Below are 19,942 nucleotides of genomic sequence, written 5' to 3'. Positions count from 1 at the left end.
AATAAAATGAATATGCCAAAACGCTACAGTGAAATGAAACCATATGAGCTAAGGGAAGAAATTGGGGTTTTGAAAGAGCAAGCAATAAAAGCTGAGCAACTTGGAATTGTAAATGAGTTCGATGTATTAATGCGAAAGATAGCAATGGCTCGCGCTTATATGACTGACATAAACAAATTCCATATTGGTGAAACGTATGAATTAGTAGAAGAACCTGGTGTATTATTTGAAATTACGTATTTCAATGGGGTATTTGCTTGGGGACATAAGCAAAATGATAATGAAGAGATCGGGATACCGATTTCTTTATTACAAGAAAAATAAAAACCAGAGAGCGAATATCTCTCTGGTTTTCATCTTTGGTAGGCGTTACAGGAGATAGGAGATTCTAAAATTGGCGTTTTTTACATTCATTCGCCAATATAATGAGAGACTGGGTTTGTTGCGTCTGTCCGTTAACTTGCGCTTTTGCATGTTTCGGACGAGTCCACGTATGGTTAAATAATTCAGAACGACTATCTAAGCGATCACGGTAGCTCATCTTTATCACCTCGTGTAGGAAGTTGAATTACTTTGTACTACTCTTCCTGCTGATTTGCAGCACGCATACGTTCTTGTGGGTGCGTGTTAATTGTGCCGTTAGGTCGCTTCGAAGCGAAGCGTGATTTCGCTTTCGGTTGACCGTCGATTTTGCTGTTGTTTTTTGACTCAGACCAAAATTCGGCTTGTTTACCCATTGCGAACGCCCTCCTCATCATCAGTTGATACCTCTTGAAGAAGTATCAATTATAGAATGTGCAAAATAGAAGAAACTATCCTTTAGAAATGAAGGGATAATTAGGTAAAGGAGATTAGAACATGAATGATATTTATGAAGCATTAACGAAAGAACTATTAGACAAAAATGACAAACTTTCTTACGCGCAAGCTCGTGCGTGGGTTGAATTACTGTGGGAAGATTTTCAAACAACTTATGCGAAATCAGGTCGTTATCAAGGAGAAGAAATGACTGAACAAGTGGTGCGATCATGGATTAATAATCATGGAGTACGCCTTCATGAAATGCGTACAAATAATCCGAAATATAGCCATTTAATCAATCAAGAAGATCATTTGAAACATTAAAAAAAGCGACTTAAGTCGCTTTTTTTAATGTGGAAGTAACTCCAGTTTTTTTCGAAGTTTTTCTTCACTAAAAATCCATCCTGTATAGGAACTAATAATATTTAAATTATGATCGAGTTGAACGATCGCAACGAATGGATAATAGTCTTTACTGCGATATCGCAAATCAATGAATCGAACTTCATAATAATGATCATAATCGAAAATGTCCCAGCGATATACAGGGGAGAAAGATAAAAATGCTGAGATGTTTTCATCTTGTTTAGCTGCGCGCATAATAGCATTATCTGGGAACGGTACCCGATCGAACTTATCATATACCATGATGTTACCACGATGCCATCTAGCAACGTAGTAATAATTGGTTGTAACGATTGCTAAATGATAATGATAAAATCGATAAGAAGGAGAAATAATTATCTTCTCAACATGTTTGAAACGTTTTTGTACAACGCTTCTTATATTTCTATGCATCATAATCCGTCCGATATAGTAAACAATCATCAATATATACGCTGCTAAGGCAGTATACCCTTTATGGGAACCTACGAGCATACAAGCAATTGCGAGTATATGGATGAAGAAAATGACGGTATCGAATGTATTAATGATACCTAGCGCTACCCATTTTTTTGTGAAGGGTCGTAATGCCTGTGTACCGTAGGCATTGAAAATATCTACAAAGACATGAAGAAAGACGGCAATAAATGACCAAAGTAGTAGATGCAAATATGGAGCGTCTGAAAAGAAGGCGAAAGAGATGCCACTTATAAGGAATGACCAAAGAATCACTGCAGGAATGGAATGAGTAATCCCGCGATGATTTCTTATATATTTAGCGTTATTACGCAATTTTAAAACTGTATCGATATCAGGAATATTGGAACCAGCAATTGTAGCGAGCATAACTGCTTGTGGCCCAATATCACTTTGTGCTATGGCTGGATCTAACGTGGCCAAGCTGCCTAGAGTAACGCCCATAACAAGGTGAGTGGCTGTGTCCATAGAAATCCACCTCCGTTTTTTATTAATGTAACTCTTTTTATTCGATACCTCAAGTCCTTTGCCTTCTATTTCCTATGTCATCTTACTTAAATTTTTTCCTAAAATCTTTATAATAGTACTTATATGCAAAAAAATGAGGGGGATCAAGTTTGACACTTGAAATATTAAATAATTTTAACATAGAGCAGTTTCAAAATGATTTAATTGGTTGGTTTGAAAAAGAGCAACGCGACTTACCGTGGCGTAAAAATAAAGATCCATACCGTGTTTGGGTTTCGGAAATTATGTTGCAGCAAACTAGAGTGGAAGCTGTAAAACCATATTACGCGAATTTTATGGGGAAGTTTCCTACTCTAGAAGCTTTGGCAAATGCTGATGATGAAGAAGTGTTAAAAGCATGGGAAGGTTTAGGGTATTATTCTAGAGCGCGAAATTTACATGCGGCCGTAAAAGAAGTAAAAGAAGTATATGGCGGGATAGTACCAAGTGATGTAAAGAAAATTGAAAAATTAAAAGGAGTCGGCCCCTATACAAAAGGTGCTATTTTAAGTATCGCCTATGGTATACCAGAGCCGGCAGTTGACGGAAATGTAATGCGTGTATTGTCTCGCATTTTATCAGTATGGGATGACATTGCAAAACCAAAAACGAGAAAAGTGTTTGAAGAGATTGTGCGTGAAATTATTTCGGCTGAAAATCCATCTTATTTTAATCAAGGTTTGATGGAATTAGGAGCACTGATTTGTATTCCTAAAAATCCAGCGTGCTTACTTTGTCCTGTACGTGAGCATTGCAGGGGATATGCAGAAGGTGTTCAAAAGGAACTACCAGTAAAAAGTAAAGCGAAAGCTCCTACGATGGTACCGATTGTTGCAGGAGTACTTCAAACGGAAGATGGTCGTTACGTCATTAATAAACGTCCAAGTACCGGTTTATTAGCTAATATGTGGGAGTTTCCGAATATTGAACTTAGCGAAGGGATTCGTAATCAGAAGGAACAGCTTATAGATTATATGAAAGAAAAATTTGAGCTTTCGATTTCTATTGAAGAATATGCAATGAATGTACAACATACGTTTACACATCGCACTTGGGATATATTCGTATTTTACGGAAAAGTAACTGGTGATATTGTTGAAACAGATACATTGAAATTTGTATCGAAAGAAGCATTTGAGCAGTTGCCTTTCTCTAAATCGCATCGTACGATTTATGAGAGTTGTGTTGAGAAAATTACAATGCAATAAAGTGAAACTTTAATCAGTGGGGGTTTTCTTCATCCCCCACTGATTATTAGCCCTCACCAATCGGACTTTTATGGGCAGCCCGACCCCCACCTAAATTCTTTGCTTTCGCTGCATTTTGAGGTGGGGGTCTTACTGCCCATTAAAGCGGGATAAACAAAAAAGTGTTCCCTAGATTGGGAACACTTTTTTAATCGTAAGAAATTTTTGTTCCATGAGTCCAACTAGCATCACCCTCTTGTAAGCCACCTCTTGATTCAATTTCTATTACAATTTCTTTGTAAATACTTTGACCTTCTGCGTTTAAATAAGGCAAAATCTGTTGTAATGAATGATGAAAATAAGCTAATTCATCTTCTTTCCATTCACTTTTTGAAACCATCGTTAGTTCAGTCATATCGCGTCCTACATACATATTCCCACCTCCATTTTCTATAGTTTGAATGAGTAACAAGAGATATATGCGGAATTTTTTTAAAAGAAAATTACGGATAGCTTCTAGTTGAATTGGTTACATTATTGATTGTGGAGGTGAGAAAGATGAGTAAAAAACAACAAGGTTATAACAAGGCAACTTCTGGTGCTAGCATTCAAAGTACAAATGCTAGTTATGGTACAGAGTTTTCAACTGAAACAGATGTGCAAGCAGTAAAACAAGCAAACGCACAATCAGAAGCGAAGAAAGCACAAGCTTCTGGTGCACAAAGTGCAAATGCTAGTTATGGTACAGAATTTGCAACTGAAACAGACGTGCATGCTGTGAAAAAACAAAATGCACAATCAGCTGCAAAACAATCACAATCTTCTAGTTCAAATCAGTAATGAAAGAAAAACACTTCTCTAATTCGAGAGAAGTGTTTTCTTTGTGCTTTGGTCATGGGAATGAAAATAAAACGAACGACATAACTTCTAATAAGTCAACAAATGTAGTCAAAGGAGAAGGAAGTTAAAGATTAGAAATATGTAATGAGGAATAATAAATGATAAATGATAAATAAGTCCAAAAGGGGGTAAGTAATGAACGATTTTGATAAGTTGGTAGGAGAGCAATTGGAAACGATGGATGAGTTGTTGAAGTTACAAGCTCACCTAGAGAAGTATCAGCAAATTGAAATGAGCGAAAAGGATACGTGCGATAAAAAGGAATTACATTTTATCCGCCAAGAAATATATAGAACAGAATTAGCTCTCAAGCTATTACATGAGAAATTTGAAGAGCAAACAAATAGTGTGATTCAATCTTTTGAAACTGAAAAAATGATTTCAAATTTAGGATAAGATATATCGTTACCTTTAGGTGAAAGGTCCTTCTTTACATGGAAATGAGGAAGGACTTTTTTTATTCTCATTTCTTCCTTTATAAATTGTTAAGCGAAGATCCTTGTTTCTTAATAGGATTAAGGATATCGTATTCAATGTAAAATATAGAGTCTTATCGCTTTAGTTTTAAAATTTCGACAAAAAAGTTATAATAGAAAAAAAGTGAATGCAGTTCAAAGGGCATTTGCAGTTGAAGGAAGGGAGCATATATGGGATTTCCCAAAGAAGGAGAAAAAGTACAAATACATAGTTATAAACATAATGGCTCCATTCATAGAATGTGGGAAGAGACAACAATTTTAAAAGGGACACAGAGCCTTGTAATCGGAGCGAATGATCGTACAGTAGTGACGGAATCAGATGGCCGAACATGGATTACTCGTGAACCAGCAATTTGTTATTTTCATGCAAACAATTGGTTTAATGTAATTGGAATGTTAAGGGAAGAGGGAGTATATTATTATTGTAATTTAAGCTCACCTTTTGCATATGATTCTGAAGCGTTAAAGTATATTGATTATGATTTAGATATTAAAGTGTATCCAGATATGACATATACGCTTTTAGATGAAGATGAATATGAAAAACATAGTCAAATTATGCAATATCCACCTGTGATTGATACGATTTTAAAACGAAATGTAGCACAATTAACACAATGGATTCATCAAAGAAAAGGGCCATTCGCACCAGACTTTGTAGATATGTGGTATGAGAGATATTTAATGTACAGAAATTAAAACAAACCTGCAGGGGATTTCCCGGCAGGTTTGTCCTATTAGAGGGGGGATTATGTGCAAGGTATAAAAAGATATTTGCAATTTGTTAAACCATATCGATGGCTTATTGCTATTACGATTGTGATAGGTCTAGTTAAATTCGGCATCCCGCTTATTATGCCGTGGTTATTAAAGTATATTATTGACGATGTTATTCAGGGCGGAGGGTCACTTCAAGATAAAACGTCCCAACTAGTAACAGCGATTGGGATTGCTTTTTTTATTTTTGCAGTATTAAGACCGCCAATTGAATATTATCGTCAATATTTTGCGCAACGTATCGCAAATACAATACTATATGATTTGCGAAAACATATTTTTGGTCATTTACAAAAGTTGAGTTTACGTTATTATTCGAATACAAAAACAGGGGAGATTATTTCACGTGTCATTCATGATGTAGAACAAACGAAGGACTTTGTAATTACTGGTTTGATGAATGTTTGGTTAGATACGGCAACAGTTGCTATCGCTATTATTGTTATGTTTTCTATGAATATAAAATTGACATTTGTTGCGCTATTAATTTTACCGATTTATGTAGTGGCAGTGAAATATTTTTTCGGGCGTCTTCGAAAATTGACGAAAGAGCGTTCACAAGCGTTAGCAACGATGCAAGGGTATTTACATGAACGAATTCAAGGAATGCAAGTGACACGCAGCTTTGCATTAGAAGAGTATGAGGGGAAGCAGTTTGAAAAAAGAAACAATGAATTTTTGACGAAAGCGTTAACGCATACGAGTTGGACGGCGAGAACATTTTCGGCAGTAAATACATTAACAGATTTGGGGCCGTTACTTGTAATCGGTTTTGCAGCATATGAAGTGGTTCAGGGGCAGTTAACATTAGGGACTATGGTTGCCTTTGTTGGATATATGGATAGTTTGTATAGTCCACTTCGTCGCCTTGTCAATTCCTCTACGACATTAACACAGTCTTTTGCATCGATGGATCGGGTGTTTGAACTGTTAGATGAAAAATACGATATTGTGAATGTGCCAGATGCGGTACAAACGAAAAAATTAAATGGTGAAGTGATATTTGATAATGTATCTTTTCGTTACAATTCGGATGAAAAAGAGGTATTACATAACCTTTCGTTAACTATGTTGCCAGGAGAGAAGGTAGCACTTGTAGGAGCGAGTGGAGGAGGGAAGTCATCTCTTGCTAGTTTAATCCCGCGTTTCTATGATGTTTCTTCAGGGGCAGTTTATGTAGATGGGATAGATGTCAGAAAGTATGATATGAGAAATTTACGGAGTCATATTGGAATTGTACTGCAAGATAATTTGTTATTTAGCGATACAATCGGGGCGAATATTTTATACGGAAATCCGAAAGCTACAGAGGAAGAAGTGATTGCAGCTGCCAAAGCTGCGCAAATTCATGATTTTATTATTGAGTTACCTGATGGTTATGATACTGTCGTCGGGGAACGTGGTGTGAAGTTATCTGGTGGGCAAAGGCAACGTGTAGCGATTGCACGAGTGTTTTTAAAGAATCCATCGTTACTTATATTAGATGAAGCGACTTCTGCTTTAGATTTAGAAAATGAACGATATATTCAAGAGGCGCTTCAGACGTTAGCTGCTGATCGAACGACGATCATAATTGCACATCGATTGGCGACGATTACGCATGTGGATACGATTATTTACATTGAAGATGGTGAAATTAAAGAAACAGGTTCTCATGAAGAATTAATGAAAAAAAGAGGATATTATCACAATTTATATCAACTTCAACATATAACAGAAACAGCTCCTTTAGCGTAAAAGGAGCTGTTTTTTATTCGTCTTCTTTTTTATCATCGATTTTAAGTTCTGCTTCTGGTTTATGGTATGTGTAGAAGCTATCCACAAGTAAATCTAAATGCTCTACTTCTTCACTATAGTTAATAATAGCAGAAATAAGAGGGAAGAGATGTAGCCATGTTTTATATGCTTCTTCATCATCCTTGTTTTGATATTCCATAAAGATATCAATTAATTCCTGTTTACCTGTTTCAACTTCATCAAGCATTTCAACAGATTGTTGTTTTTTTGCTTTACCAATAAATTTTAATAAAACCTGTTCATGATAATGTGTTAATGAATCAAGTTCGTTCTGGATAGATTCCTGAAATTCTTCTGGCATATAGCGCAGTTCGTTTTCAGTACGATGTAATGATTTTAACGTACTTAAAGCGCGACTTGTCGTCGCTAACATTTGTCTGAATAAAACAAGCTTACGAATTTTTGCGAACTTTACTTTTTTCGTATAGCTTCTTTCTTCTTTATACAGCAAATAGTAATGGTTGAGTTTGATCATTTTTTCTTTCATACGATCAATATCAGTTTTTAATGTTGTAAAATCAGAAGCTTGCCTGCTATTCATTCGAATCCATTTTACAATTTCTTCTGTATTATCAACGATACGATGATAGAGCTTTGTTTCGTATTTTGGCGGCATAAACACTAAATTTACAAGTGAAGCCGCAATAATTCCAATCATAATCGTTGCAAAGCGAAGTAAGGCAAAACTAAAGAAATCTTCGCCCTGATACTCCATAATGGCGATAACTGTTACTAAAGCGATTGATATTGTGTTTTCTAATCGTAATTGTAAAGTAAGCGCAATTACTAATATACATGTTAATCCAATAATAAAAGGATTATGTCCAAAAGCAGTAGCGAATGCGATAGCGAATACCGCACCAATGACATTTGCTTGAATTTGTTCAAGTGCAGTTAAATACGAACGGTATACAGACGGTTGAACAGCGAAGATAGCTGAGATTCCCGCAAACACCGGACTCGGTAATTGAAGCAAAATACAAGCAAATAAAGCTAATGTGATGGCAATACCCGTTTTTAAAATGCGAGCACCAAGTTTCATACCCTAAATAAGATCCTTTCTCTTGTCATAATGGATGTACAACATGATACTATACATTCATTACAATATGTTAGCAAGTGATATTTTAGTGACATTCAAAAGAAATTAAGATTCATTTATACTTTTTCCTAATTCTTTTTAAACATCAATTTTTAGTAAAAAAACCTGCTGAATTTCAGCAGGTTTCAAATTGTTACTATAGATTACTATGAGAAGTGTACTTCGTCAATTTTTTCTTGAAGATGAAAATTAGGCATATCACTCTGTTGAGATAGATGGATCAGCCTGCTCTTTTTTCGGGATGATTTCAAAAAACTGTTGAGGCATATCATCTAGTAACGGTGTTAACAAAGCAACTTCCTCGTATTGCTCATGTTCATTTAATACACGGATATAATCTAGTAATAACTCGGTCACATCTTGCACACCATTTTTACTAATTGGTTGTAATGTAACATTTGCTCCTTTTGCGATTCTTCTTTTTAAGGCCTGTTCTGTTAAACCTAAGCTTGAATCATGACGTAAATAAACAACACCGCCAGTCATACCAGCACAGATCCACGGGCCAGGATCCCCTAAAACAAGCGCTCGCCCATTTGTCATATATTCAAAAGCGAAACCTTTAATATTAGAGTATGCTCCTATATTCCCTTGCTCTTTTTCACGAAGTGGCTTTGTCATGCGTCCTCCAATTATCATATCTGCTCCAGAGAGGCGAATGCCAGCGCGAGCATCAGCGTTACCTTGAACGTATAGCGCCCCTTTTTGTGCACCGTATCCAAAACCTTTTCCGACAGAACCGTTATAATATAGGCCATCTTTTCCTTTTGCTTTTGTTATATAAATACCACCACCAAAGGAGGTTTTACCAATACCATCTTGTGCACCACCATTTACGTGTATAAATAAGTTCTCACTATTGTAAGCGCCTAACCCATTTCCAGGAATAGAGCCATTCGTATACTTTAATGTAAGTGGTTCAAGCTTCGTGTCTTCATATAATTTACTACGAACGCGATAGCAAGATTCTAGACCACCCATAACGCGTTGCTCTACACCAACGCCCACTAATTCTTTTGAATGAGGGGAATGAATTGTTTCAACTTGTTTTTCTGGTACGTGTTCTGTTTTTGTAACAGATGGATGTTCTATCGTTTGTAGTAAATTACATAAGTCTAATAAATTTTTGCCTCGAACTTGTTCTAGTAAATCAGAACGCCCGACAATTTCTTGTAAATTTGTATAACCAAGATTTCCTGTTAATTGTTTTAGTTCTACGCCAAAAGTGGTGAATAAATGTAGTAATCCAGCAACGGCACTTTCTAATTCACGCGGGACGAAGCGGCGTAATCCGTGTTCTTTCGCTTGAGCTTCAGATTCAATTTGTGTTGCAATTCCAACGTGACAAGTATCTAGATGACATCCGCGGCAAGTTGTACAGCCGATTGCAATCATGGATAATGTACCAAATCCAATACGGTTTGCTCCAAGGAGCATGATTTTCAAGGCATCATCAACACTTCGAATACCACCATCAGCCCAAATTTCTACTTTATGTCTCATATTTGCTTCTAATAAAGCATTGTGAGCAGCTTTCACCCCAATTTCTACAGGAAGCCCTACATGTTGCAATGCGTGAATACGTGCAGCCCCTGTACCACCATCAAATCCGCTAATGTTAATAAAATCAGCACCAGCTTTTGCGATACCAACAGCAATTGTTCCAATGTTAGGGACGACAGGGACTTTTACAGCTACTTTCGCAAGTTGATTAGCCGTTTTAATTTCTGTAATCATTTGAGCTAAATCTTCAATGGAATAAATATCATGATTGTTAGAAGGTGAAATTAAATCAGAGCCAATTGTAGCATTACGTGCTTCAGCGATTTTGGCTGTTACTTTTGAACCTGGCAAATGTCCACCTTCACCAGGCTTTGCGCCTTGCCCAATTTTTATTTCAATTAAGTTTGATGAATTTAGTAGTTCGGCGTTTACACCAAATCGCCCAGACGCAACTTGTTGTCCACGTGTATGTGGATATTTTCCAATCATATCTTTAATTTCGCCACCTTCACCGTTCAAACTAATCATATTTAGCTGATCGGCGGCTTCTGCATATGCACGAAAGGCAATTTCGTTTTGAGAACCGAATGACATGGAACTAATAATAAATGGTAAATCATGATTTTGAATGCTGATGGACACTTCTTCAGCCGGCACGACATGTTTTGTTTCTTTCGTTTGAACAAGGTGTCTAATTGCGATTGGGTTATTTTCTTCTAATTCACTTAATTTGTCACGGTAATCATCATAAGAGTTTCCTTTTGCGACATCTCCGATTGCTTTCCAAATTCGCGGGAATATATGAAAAGATTTTCGCATTCTAACTTTAGGATTGTTGTAATCATCCGCTCGCATTTGTGCATCTTCAGCAAGTGATTCAAGAGAAAAAGCTAAATCATTTGAACCTAAGAAATTCGTAATTTGCAATATATTTGCGATTTCTTCATGTAACCCGATAGAAGAATAGAGGCGACCGTAACCACGCAATTCATGAATTCCAATTGTTGAAATGACTTTTTCCAGTCCTTTATTAAGTGCATGATATAAATTCGTAATTGGTGTTTTTGTCCCATCATTTACCGTTGCAAATAATAAATATGGATTAATACTATCTGCTCCTAATCCATACAGTGTGACGATATCGTGTAAGGAGCGAAGGGCACCCGAACGTATAACGAGAGAGCAGTTTCGGCGTAATTTATTTTCGCTTAATACTTGATGTACTTTCGCAGTAACTAAATGTGGATCAATCCATAACCGTTCATTTAGATGAGCGTTGGCATCGTCTATTAATAGTAGGGAAGCCCCATCGTTCACAGCTGTTACCGCTTCGGAACTAATTCGACTTAAGGCGCATTGTAAAGTTTCTGTCTGACTGAACGTAGCAGAAATTGTAGAGATAGAGCTATGAGTATTGAATAGCTGTATAAGTTGTTCGTACGTAATTGTGTGTAATTCCTCTGCAATAGATTGCGCTGTGATTCCTTCTAAAATAATTGGGGAAAGCATCTCAACTACAAATGGTTGTTTAGCACCGCTTAATAAACTTGGTCGCTCTCCAAGTATCGTTCGTGTGGAGAAGTGTTCGACCTCTCGATCGCGATCGATTGCTGGATTTGTAACAACAGCTACACTTTCCTTAATGAAGTCAGCGATATTTCGTCTATCAGTATCGAGTGCGGCAAGTGGTGAGTCATGCCCAAGTGAGCGAATGGGCTCAACGCCTTTTGTTGCCATCTGTTCAAGGAGCTGAATATGTTCTCGATCCCATCCGAAAGCAACATATTGCTTCGTTTCAACTTGCATAAAATCACATGAATCTGGAATTTCTTTCGTTTCAGGGATAGATAAATGTAAATGATAATTGGTAACATCTACTCTCTTTTTAAAACGGTTATATACTTGAGTTTGGTAGTCGTCGTATTCGTAGAGTACAAGCTCATCTTGTTTATTCCACTTTAGGCCGACTTTTTCTCCTGGAGCGAGTGGTTTTGGTTCTGCTACATATTCAGTTGGTGATACAACTCCAGGTTCAGAAGAGAAAATATAAGAGCTTTCTGTCTCTACTTTCCATACTGGTCGTAGTCCAAGGGAATCCACGCTGAAAACAGCTTCATCTTTATAACGTGAAATAATGCCAGCTGGACCTTGTGCAAAATGGCCCCATGCTTCACGTATATACGTATATAAATCTTGTAAATGTGGTTCATAAAGTTTAATTTCATTAATAATTGGTGGGAATAGTATATCCATTGCTTCAAATAAACTGTAGTCGTATTGAACAAGTAGAGTTTCTAAGGTGCGGTTTAAATCTTGGGAGTCACTGCCCCCAGCAGTAAGTGGAACGTGAATCATTTCAGCTTGATCGCGTAATTTTGCAATTGTGTTAATTTCACCATTATGTCCGAGAACACTAAATGGTTGTACACGAAAAAAATTAGATAATGTATTAGTAGAATAGCGATTGTGTCCTAGTGTCATGGTTGAAGCGATAAGTGGGTGTTGTAAATCATTGTAATAGGCAACAAGTGTATCTCCGGCACCGAGAACTTTATATACAACGTGATCACGACTTAAGGAAGCGACATGAATCGCTTCGTTTTCCTCTATTTTTATCGTTACTGCAAATAAGCTTTGCTCAATATTTGCCACTTCATTTTCTGCGATAAGGGCAACTTGCCAAAATAAAGGTTCTTCTTGTTTACCAAGTGGACCGAGTGCATCGGAGTTTATTACATTGTCACTTTCGAAAAGAATTGTAAAGTTTTCGTTGTTTAGTTGTGTACGAATATGATTTTTTAAATTAACTATATTTTCGTTTTTGTTTAGAAAAAAATGTCCAACGATAAAGTGGGGATGATCCACGATCGTTGGATTATATCCGCTACTTTTTAATTTTTCATTCCAAAGTGCTTTTGGTACATCAATGTGAATGCCGATTCCATCGCCTTCGCCATTAATGAAACCAGCTCTATGATTCATTTTGACGAGCGATTGTATGCAAAGGTCAATGTTTTCTTTTGTAGGAATTTTTCGTTTCTCCATAACGGAAACGATTCCACACGCATCATGTTCTGCATTTTTATAATCTCGAAATAAAGACGGTGTCCATGTATTTGTTTTATTGAGCATCCGTCAATCCCCCCTCTTATGAAAGTTTGAATAATCTTACTATTTAAGGCGTGAGCAGCCTTGTATACAAAGATAGTAAGGATATAAAAGAAAATTAAACAGATAATTATGAATAATTATACTATTAATAAGGAATTTATGAAATAGAAAAAAGGAAAAAAGAAAGGTGTGCTTTCTTTTTTCCTTTTAATGACGAGATTATTTATTGTTTGCCAAAGCAGCAAATGCTCTACCTACAGCTTCAATTGTATATTCAATATCTTCTTTTGTATGTTCTGTCGTTAAGAACCATGCCTCGTATTTAGAAGGTGCTAAGTTAACTCCTTCTTGAAGCATAAGTTTGAAGAATTTACCGAACATTTCACCGTCTGTATCTTGTGCTGCATCGTAATCTTCAATTGTATTTGTTGTGAAGTATACAGTTAAAGCACCTTTTAGGCGGTTTAATGTAATATCGATATTATGTTTTTCAGCCTGCTCTAAAATTCCTTTTTCAAGCATTGCGCCAAGTTCATCTAATTTTTCATAAATCCCTTCTTGTTGAAGAACTTCTAAACAAGCAATACCAGATGCCATAGAAGCAGGATTGCCTGCCATTGTACCAGCTTGATATGCAGGTCCTAGCGGGGCAACTTGTTCCATAATTTCTTTCTTACCACCGTAAGCACCGATTGGAAGTCCGCCGCCAATAACTTTACCAAGCGCTGTTAAGTCTGGTGTTACGCCAAGTAAGTCTTGAGCACCACCGTACATGAAGCGGAAAGCAGTAATAACTTCATCATAAATTACTAGTGCACCAGCTTCGTGAACAAGTTCATTCACTTTCTCAAGGAAGCCAGGTTTTGGCTCTACAATACCGAAGTTTCCAACAATCGGTTCTACAAGAATAGCTGCTACCTCATGTCCCCATTTATCTAATGCTTCTTTTAAAGTTTCTACATTATTAAATGGAACGGTAATAACTTCTTGAGCGATACTTTGTGGTACACCGGCTGAGTCAGGAGTTCCTAGTGTAGAAGGGCCAGATCCAGCTGCTACAAGTACTAAATCAGAATGACCGTGGTAACAACCAGCGAATTTCATAATTTTTGTGCGGCCTGTGTAAGCACGAGCGACACGAATTGTTGTCATTACAGCTTCAGTACCAGAGTTTACAAAGCGAACTTTATCTAATGCAGGCATTGCTTCTTTTAACATTTTTGCAAATTTTACTTCTAGTGCTGTTGGTGTTCCGTAAAGTACACCATTTTCAGCAGCTGTTGTAATTGCTTTTGTGATGTGTGGGTGAGCATGTCCAGTAATAATAGGGCCGTATGCTGCTAAATAATCGATATATTTATTTCCGTCTACATCCCAGAAATAAGCACCTTTTCCGCGTTCCATAGCAACAGGAGCGCCACCGCCAACTGCTTTAAAAGAACGAGAAGGACTATTAACGCCGCCAACGATATGTTCTAAAGCTTCTTTATGTAATGCTTCTGATTTTGTGAATTTCACTACCATTCATCTCCTTACAAAAATCTATGTATTATTCTAACATGTTTTTCGAAAAGACGTATTGTTTGTGATAGAGAAGGCAGTTGGGTAAACTATTCGTTGTGACATTTAGGAGGGGGGTCCGATTATGAAATCGGTAATTGAGGTACAAGGGTTACGTAAAGAGTTTACAGCCTATTCAAGTCGTCCAGGTTTAAAGGGTGCATTTCGTGATTTATTAAATCGTAATTATAAAATAGTACCAGCAGTAAATGACGTATCTTTTACTGTAAAACAAGGTGAAATGGTTGGATATATCGGTGAGAACGGTGCCGGTAAATCAACGACAATTAAAATGCTTACGGGAATTTTGACTCCGACATCAGGAGACATTTTAGTAAATGGGATGAATCCACATAAGCAGAGGGAAGAATTTGTAAGAACAATTGGTGTTGTTTTCGGTCAACGCTCGCAACTGTGGTGGGATATTGCCGTGCAAGAATCGTTTCGTTTATTAAAAAAAGTGTACGGTGTCTCAGACGCTCAGTATAAGGAACATATGGAGCACGTAATCGAAACGTTAGATATTGGTCCTTTGTTAGACAAGCCAGTTCGAAAGTTATCTTTAGGTCAAAGAATGCGTTGTGAATTAGCGGCGGCATTAATTCATAATCCACCGTTATTATTTTTAGATGAACCAACAATTGGGCTAGATGTACTTGTGAAATTGAAAATACGTGAATTTTTAAAAGAAATGAATGAACGTTATAAAACAACAATTTTATTAACAACCCATGATATTACTGATATTGAAGCATTATGCGAGCGCGTTATCATGCTGGATGAAGGAAATATTATGTATGACGGTTCTTTAAATAATCTTCGTACGCAGTGGGGGGCAGAGAAGGAAATACATTTTCAGTTTATTGCACCAGTTTCCTATCAGGCTCTATCAATGGTTATGCCAGATAGTCATGTCGTTTGGTCGAAAGCGAAAGAGGAAAACACGTGGATTGCAAAAATCCCGAATGAAGAAGTTATCATTTCAATGCTTATTTCTAAAGTAGTACAAGCATTTCAGATTAAAGATTTAAAAATTAATGAAGTGTCTACAGAGGAAATTATTCGTAACATTTATGAAGAAGGTATTAAACATGGGTAAGTACATTGAAATGATTCGAATTCGCTTTTTAATGATGCTTGCGTATCGTACAAATTATTATAGCGGGATTTTAATTTATACGATTAATATCGGTGCATATTATTTTTTATGGCAAGCAATTTATAGCGGAAAAGAGAACATTGAAAGTTTATCTATTTCGCAAATGACTACGTATATCGCAATTGCGTGGATGGCACGTGCCTTTTATTTTAATAATATAGATAGGGAAATTGCGATGGAGATTCAAGAAGGACGTGTAGCGGTAGAACTAATTCGTCCATATAACTATTTAGGAATGAAAGTGATGCAAGGTCTTGGTGAAGGAATATTTCGCTTTGCCTTCTTTTCAATTCCTGGTATGGTCATCGTTACCTTATTGTTTTCATTGCAAATTACAACGAACTTTCAAACGTGGTTATATTTCTTCTTATCATTAATATTTAGTTTTATTATTAATACACAAATTAATTTAATGACGGGAATGCTCACATTTTTCTTATTTAATAATAGTGGAATTATGTATGCAAAACGTGTTGTTATTGATTTATTTTCAGGTCTATTATTACCAATTAGTTTTTATCCGCTATGGGCCCAAAAGGCAATGATGTTTTTACCGTTTCAGGCCATTAGTTATATTCCGAGTATGATTTTTTCAGAAGGTATACAAGGAAGTGAATTGTATGAGGCATTATTATTCCAAGTAATTTGGGCAATTGTACTTATTATTCCAATTGTACTCATGTGGAGAACGGCGAGAAAACGTCTAATTGTACAAGGGGGATGATGAGATGATATATATAAAACTATTTTTGCAATATGCAAGCCAATATATAAAAACAAAATTGGAGTATCGGGGCGATTTTATCGTTGGATTACTTTCTGATTTATCACTACAGGCTGTTAATTTAATCTTTATTCTTGTTGTGTTTGGACATACACAAGCATTAAAAGGTTGGAGTAGAGAAGAAGTCATCTTTATTTATGGTTTCTTTTTAGTGCCGTTTGCCATTTTCTCAGCTTTCTTTAACATATGGGACTTTAATGATCGTTACATTATTAAAGGGGAAATGGATCGTATATTAACGAGACCAATTCATAGCTTGTTTCAAATTATATTAGAAAGAATGGAACTTGAGTCTTTAATTGGGGCCATTACAGGAATGATTGTAATGGGCTATGCAGCTGTGGAGTTGCAACTATCTTTTTACTGGTACGACTTCTTCTTATTCTTACTGATGGTAGGAGGAGGTGCTCTTGTATATGGTGGGATATTCGTTACGCTTGCAAGCCTTGGTTTTTGGTCGGACGCGAAAAGTTCGATTATGCCGCTAATGTATAACATAGGTAATTATGGCCGCTATCCTGTTAATATTTATAACCGTGTGATTCGCTTCATTTTAACGTTTGTCCTACCATTTGCGTTTGTCGGAGTGTATCCAGCAGCGTACTTTTTAAGAAAAACAGAGTGGAATAGCTATGCATTTGCAACACCGCTCGTTGGTGTTATCTGTTTTACGATTGCAATCACTCTTTGGAATCAAGGGGTAAAAAGGTACCGTGGTGCTGGGAATTAATTATAGAAGCTTGTTTGTTTCTAAGGGATAAATCCAATGGTCGTCTCATACATATAAAATGAGGTGGAGGACATGTTATGGGGATTTATTCTATTACTTGCAGCGATAGCTATTTTGAAGAGTGTCCAATTATTATGGAGTTCCTATTCAGATTCAACGCGTTTTTTTTCGTTGTATAATTTAGCCACATTATTTTTGATTTATACAACTGTACTAATTGCGTTTGGATTAAGTTATGTTGTATTAGAAGAAATGGGTTTTGCAGTTTTGAAAGAGGATGGAGAAAGTTTGAACGCTCACTCTTTTCAACTCGTTGAAATTTGTTTATATTTTAGCGCAGTTACTTTATTGTCTGTTGGATATGGTGACATATCTCCGATTGGAATTGGGCGGTGGATTGCAATTGGAGAAGCGCTAATTGGATATACATTACCGTTTGCTTTTGTAATGAGGTCTGTAATAGACAATGAAAAATAAGATAGCATTTGTTATAGTAAAAGAAAAGCGTAGGAGTGATAACAATGGTTACAGTAGGAGAAATGGCACCGGAATTTACATTAGAGGGAAGTAACGGAGAACAAGTTCGCTTAGCTGATTTTCGTGGTAAAAATGTAGTTCTATATTTTTATCCGAAAGATATGACTCCAGGGTGTACAACTGAAGCATGTGATTTTCGAGATGCATATGGATTATTTCAAGAGAAAGATACAGTTATTCTTGGTGTAAGCCCTGATTCAGCGAACAGACATCTGAAGTTCATTGAGAAGCATGAACTTCCATTTGTACTTTTAGTAGATGAAGATCATAAGGTAGCGGAATTGTATGATGTTTGGAAATTGAAAAAGAACTTTGGGAAAGAGTACATGGGAATTGAGCGCTCTACATTCCTTATTAATAAAGACGGTGAGCTTGTAAAAGAGTGGCGTAAAGTGAAAGTGAAGGGACATATTGAAGATGTTCTTTCTTATATAAAGTAAATCCATTGTGGAGATAAAATATATAGAAGTAAGGCGAGTGTCTATACATATTTTATTGTCTTACATAAAGTGAAGTGTAGGGCATACCTCCTCAGATGATAGTATTCCAAGTGCGATTATGTCGCACTTTTTTTCTATGTAAATGTATAAAAAGTGGGGAAAGATACATAAGAATAAGGCTATATACAAAAATAAACCACATACTTATAGTAGAAATATTGACGATTTATAAGAAAAGGAGTACACTCTTTATAAGAATTATAAAATAATAATCCGTATAGAATCGGGGTGCATGACGGTGGTCAAAGAAGAATTAAAAGAAGCGCTAGAAATGCTGAAAAATACGGGTGTACGCATTACTCCACAGCGTCATGCTATTTTAGAGTACCTTGTGGAATCAATGACGCACCCAACAGCGGATGACATTTATAAAGCATTAGAAGGTAAGTTTCCAAATATGAGTGTTGCAACTGTCTATAATAACTTACGTGTATTTAAAGAGGTTGGACTTGTAAAGGAATTAACTTATGGAGACGCTTCAAGTAGATTTGATTATGTTACAAGTCAACATTATCATGTGATTTGTGAAAAATGTGGTAAAATTGTTGATTTTCCTTATGGAGGTTTGGAACAACTTGAAGAGGAAGCTGCAAAAACAACAGGCTTCGTTATTAATAGTCATCGCTTAGAAATTTATGGCGTTTGTCCAGAGTGTCATAAGGCGTAATATATAATAAAGAAAGAGGCTGACGGCTTTACGTCAGCCTCTTTCTTTATTATATATGGGAATTACGTTAGGTTCAGAAGGAGTTAAAATGTTCAGTAGAGATCTAATTTAATTAAGAATAAATACAAAAGGTGATTTCTTAACCAAGAAATCACCTTTTGATGTTTAGCCCTGTAAGGATACATTTTCCTTACTGTACTCATATGTGCCTATGATTTATAGCTCTTCTTATTATATTTTTCATCAAATTCTTTTCCTTCTAGATTTCGATCCATTGTTAAAGGTTGGTTGCAATGCATACATGCGTCGACACGACCGAGCATTTTTGTAGGCTTATCGCAGCTTGGACAAATAATTTGTACAGTTTTAGTAGATAACATACCAATCCAAAAGTAAACGACAGTACTAGCAATAACAGCTAAAAAGCCAACCATCATAAATGTTGTCATAATAATAATGTTCTCACGGAAAAAGACTCCTAAGTATGCAATAAAGAGACCGATAAATACTAAACTTAATGCAAAGGTCCGGATTTTATTGATTTTGTTCGAATATTTAATGCCCATTCTCACCACACTCCTATAACAATAATATAACATAAAATTTAGAATTTTCACTCGTTGAAAAAATGTGATAGAGTGATAAGATATGAAATGTGGAGTAGGATGAAGGGAAACTATAATGGTTTTTGGAACAGGGTTTTAAAGTTTTAACGGGATGTGAAATTTTTTTTATAAAAGGTATTGACCCTGTATGTACTGCATGATATATTAATAACCGTCGCTGATGCGGAAACGCAGAAAACGACAAAAAAGAAATTGAAAAACTTAGTTGACATCGAAAAACGAAGATGTTAACATAAGGAAGTCGCAAATGAGCGACCAAGTAGTTCTTTGAAAACTGAACGAAACAAACAACGTGAAACGTCAATTTTTATTTTAGATGCTAGACAAACTAACTTTATTGGAGAGTTTGATCCT

Annotated in this window: 21 protein-coding genes; 13 read left to right on the top strand and 8 right to left on the bottom strand. The window is 36.2% G+C overall.

Going from position 1 to position 19,942, the window contains the following annotated elements; genetic code table 11:
* Nucleotides 1–6: 6 nt before the first annotated feature.
* Nucleotides 7–324 carry a YfhH family protein gene (locus tag AC2CGR_RS23965; protein WP_270185527.1) on the top strand — a complete coding sequence of 106 codons (318 nt, stop codon included), beginning with the start codon at nucleotides 7–9 and terminating at the stop codon, nucleotides 322–324.
* 64 nt (nucleotides 325–388) lie between these two features.
* Here the strand turns inward: AC2CGR_RS23965 and AC2CGR_RS23960 are convergent, their stop codons facing one another.
* Both AC2CGR_RS23960 and AC2CGR_RS23955 read right to left on the bottom strand, forming a co-directional pair.
* Nucleotides 389–541, bottom strand: a complete 153-nt coding sequence (locus tag AC2CGR_RS23960) for a YpzG family protein (RefSeq protein ID WP_000122093.1) — start codon at nucleotides 539–541, stop codon at nucleotides 389–391.
* 37 nt (nucleotides 542–578) lie between these two features.
* Complete coding sequence (locus AC2CGR_RS23955) at nucleotides 579–737, bottom strand: small, acid-soluble spore protein K (RefSeq protein ID WP_000517891.1); 159 nt, start codon at nucleotides 735–737, stop codon at nucleotides 579–581.
* 121 nt (nucleotides 738–858) lie between these two features.
* Here AC2CGR_RS23955 and AC2CGR_RS23950 point away from each other — a divergent pair, with 121 nt between their 5' ends.
* On the top strand, nucleotides 859–1,125 hold the full coding sequence (locus AC2CGR_RS23950) for a YfhJ family protein (protein WP_000998158.1): 267 nt from the start codon (nucleotides 859–861) through the stop codon (nucleotides 1,123–1,125).
* A gap of 24 nt (nucleotides 1,126–1,149) precedes the next feature.
* Here the strand turns inward: AC2CGR_RS23950 and AC2CGR_RS23945 are convergent, their stop codons facing one another.
* Nucleotides 1,150–2,130 carry a metal-dependent hydrolase gene (locus AC2CGR_RS23945; protein WP_000379127.1) on the bottom strand — a complete coding sequence of 327 codons (981 nt, stop codon included), beginning with the start codon at nucleotides 2,128–2,130 and terminating at the stop codon, nucleotides 1,150–1,152.
* Between the two features lie 149 nt (nucleotides 2,131–2,279).
* Here AC2CGR_RS23945 and mutY point away from each other — a divergent pair, with 149 nt between their 5' ends.
* Entirely contained in the window at nucleotides 2,280–3,377 is a 1,098-nt protein-coding gene (gene mutY / locus AC2CGR_RS23940; protein WP_029437349.1) for an A/G-specific adenine glycosylase, read from the top strand.
* A gap of 187 nt (nucleotides 3,378–3,564) precedes the next feature.
* Here mutY and AC2CGR_RS23935 read toward each other — a convergent pair whose 3' ends face one another.
* The gene (locus AC2CGR_RS23935) at nucleotides 3,565–3,789 is read right to left on the bottom strand and encodes a hypothetical protein (RefSeq protein WP_000289263.1); all 225 of its coding nucleotides are present in this window, start codon (nucleotides 3,787–3,789) and stop codon (nucleotides 3,565–3,567) included.
* 125 nt (nucleotides 3,790–3,914) lie between these two features.
* Between AC2CGR_RS23935 and AC2CGR_RS23930 the strand changes: the two genes are divergently transcribed.
* From AC2CGR_RS23930 to AC2CGR_RS23915, 4 genes are all read left to right on the top strand, one after another.
* On the top strand, nucleotides 3,915–4,196 hold the full coding sequence (locus AC2CGR_RS23930) for a gamma-type small acid-soluble spore protein (RefSeq protein ID WP_000039045.1): 282 nt from the start codon (nucleotides 3,915–3,917) through the stop codon (nucleotides 4,194–4,196).
* A 195-nt stretch (nucleotides 4,197–4,391) separates the two neighbouring features.
* Nucleotides 4,392–4,652, top strand: coding sequence for a YgaB family protein (locus tag AC2CGR_RS23925; RefSeq protein ID WP_000997582.1), 261 nt, complete (start codon nucleotides 4,392–4,394; stop codon nucleotides 4,650–4,652).
* A gap of 251 nt (nucleotides 4,653–4,903) precedes the next feature.
* Complete coding sequence (ntdP, locus tag AC2CGR_RS23920) at nucleotides 4,904–5,434, top strand: nucleoside tri-diphosphate phosphatase (RefSeq protein ID WP_087966766.1); 531 nt, start codon at nucleotides 4,904–4,906, stop codon at nucleotides 5,432–5,434.
* Nucleotides 5,435–5,488: 54 nt separating this feature from the next.
* A complete protein-coding gene (locus AC2CGR_RS23915; RefSeq protein WP_087966764.1) occupies nucleotides 5,489–7,249 on the top strand; it encodes an ABC transporter ATP-binding protein in 1,761 nt (586 codons plus the stop codon).
* Between the two features lie 13 nt (nucleotides 7,250–7,262).
* Here the strand turns inward: AC2CGR_RS23915 and AC2CGR_RS23910 are convergent, their stop codons facing one another.
* From AC2CGR_RS23910 to hemL, 3 genes are all read right to left on the bottom strand, one after another.
* On the bottom strand, nucleotides 7,263–8,351 hold the full coding sequence (locus tag AC2CGR_RS23910) for an aromatic acid exporter family protein (protein ID WP_000765789.1): 1,089 nt from the start codon (nucleotides 8,349–8,351) through the stop codon (nucleotides 7,263–7,265).
* A 258-nt stretch (nucleotides 8,352–8,609) separates the two neighbouring features.
* Nucleotides 8,610–13,046, bottom strand: a complete 4,437-nt coding sequence (locus AC2CGR_RS23905; protein WP_087966762.1) for a glutamate synthase-related protein — start codon at nucleotides 13,044–13,046, stop codon at nucleotides 8,610–8,612.
* A 198-nt stretch (nucleotides 13,047–13,244) separates the two neighbouring features.
* Nucleotides 13,245–14,549, bottom strand: coding sequence for a glutamate-1-semialdehyde-2,1-aminomutase (hemL, locus tag AC2CGR_RS23900; RefSeq protein WP_087966760.1), 1,305 nt, complete (start codon nucleotides 14,547–14,549; stop codon nucleotides 13,245–13,247).
* A 121-nt stretch (nucleotides 14,550–14,670) separates the two neighbouring features.
* Here hemL and AC2CGR_RS23895 point away from each other — a divergent pair, with 121 nt between their 5' ends.
* From AC2CGR_RS23895 to perR, 6 genes are all read left to right on the top strand, one after another.
* Nucleotides 14,671–15,684, top strand: a complete 1,014-nt coding sequence (locus AC2CGR_RS23895; protein ID WP_087966758.1) for an ABC transporter ATP-binding protein — start codon at nucleotides 14,671–14,673, stop codon at nucleotides 15,682–15,684.
* Complete coding sequence (locus AC2CGR_RS23890) at nucleotides 15,677–16,468, top strand: ABC transporter permease (protein ID WP_087966755.1); 792 nt, start codon at nucleotides 15,677–15,679, stop codon at nucleotides 16,466–16,468. Before AC2CGR_RS23895 ends, AC2CGR_RS23890 begins: the two co-directional genes overlap by 8 nt.
* Nucleotides 16,469–16,472: 4 nt before the next feature.
* Nucleotides 16,473–17,258, top strand: a complete 786-nt coding sequence (locus AC2CGR_RS23885) for an ABC transporter permease (protein WP_000639352.1) — start codon at nucleotides 16,473–16,475, stop codon at nucleotides 17,256–17,258.
* A gap of 72 nt (nucleotides 17,259–17,330) precedes the next feature.
* Nucleotides 17,331–17,735 (top strand): potassium channel family protein, encoded by a 405-nt coding sequence (locus AC2CGR_RS23880; RefSeq protein WP_001974554.1) that lies wholly within the window; start codon nucleotides 17,331–17,333, stop codon nucleotides 17,733–17,735.
* A 44-nt stretch (nucleotides 17,736–17,779) separates the two neighbouring features.
* Nucleotides 17,780–18,235, top strand: coding sequence for a thioredoxin-dependent thiol peroxidase (gene bcp, locus AC2CGR_RS23875; protein WP_000259038.1), 456 nt, complete (start codon nucleotides 17,780–17,782; stop codon nucleotides 18,233–18,235).
* Nucleotides 18,236–18,533: 298 nt separating this feature from the next.
* Nucleotides 18,534–18,962: a peroxide-responsive transcriptional repressor PerR gene (gene perR, locus AC2CGR_RS23870; protein ID WP_000237831.1), complete on the top strand. Its 429-nt coding sequence runs from the start codon at nucleotides 18,534–18,536 to the stop codon at nucleotides 18,960–18,962.
* A gap of 209 nt (nucleotides 18,963–19,171) precedes the next feature.
* Here perR and AC2CGR_RS23865 read toward each other — a convergent pair whose 3' ends face one another.
* Nucleotides 19,172–19,528 (bottom strand): YgzB family protein, encoded by a 357-nt coding sequence (locus tag AC2CGR_RS23865; RefSeq protein WP_000511742.1) that lies wholly within the window; start codon nucleotides 19,526–19,528, stop codon nucleotides 19,172–19,174.
* Between the last annotated feature and the right edge of the window lie 414 nt (nucleotides 19,529–19,942).

It is taken from the genome of Bacillus sp. LSHTCR4 (assembly GCF_057197025.1).
The sequence above is the reverse complement of the archived record's forward strand: the minus strand, read 5'-3'. Positions and strand labels throughout refer to the sequence as shown.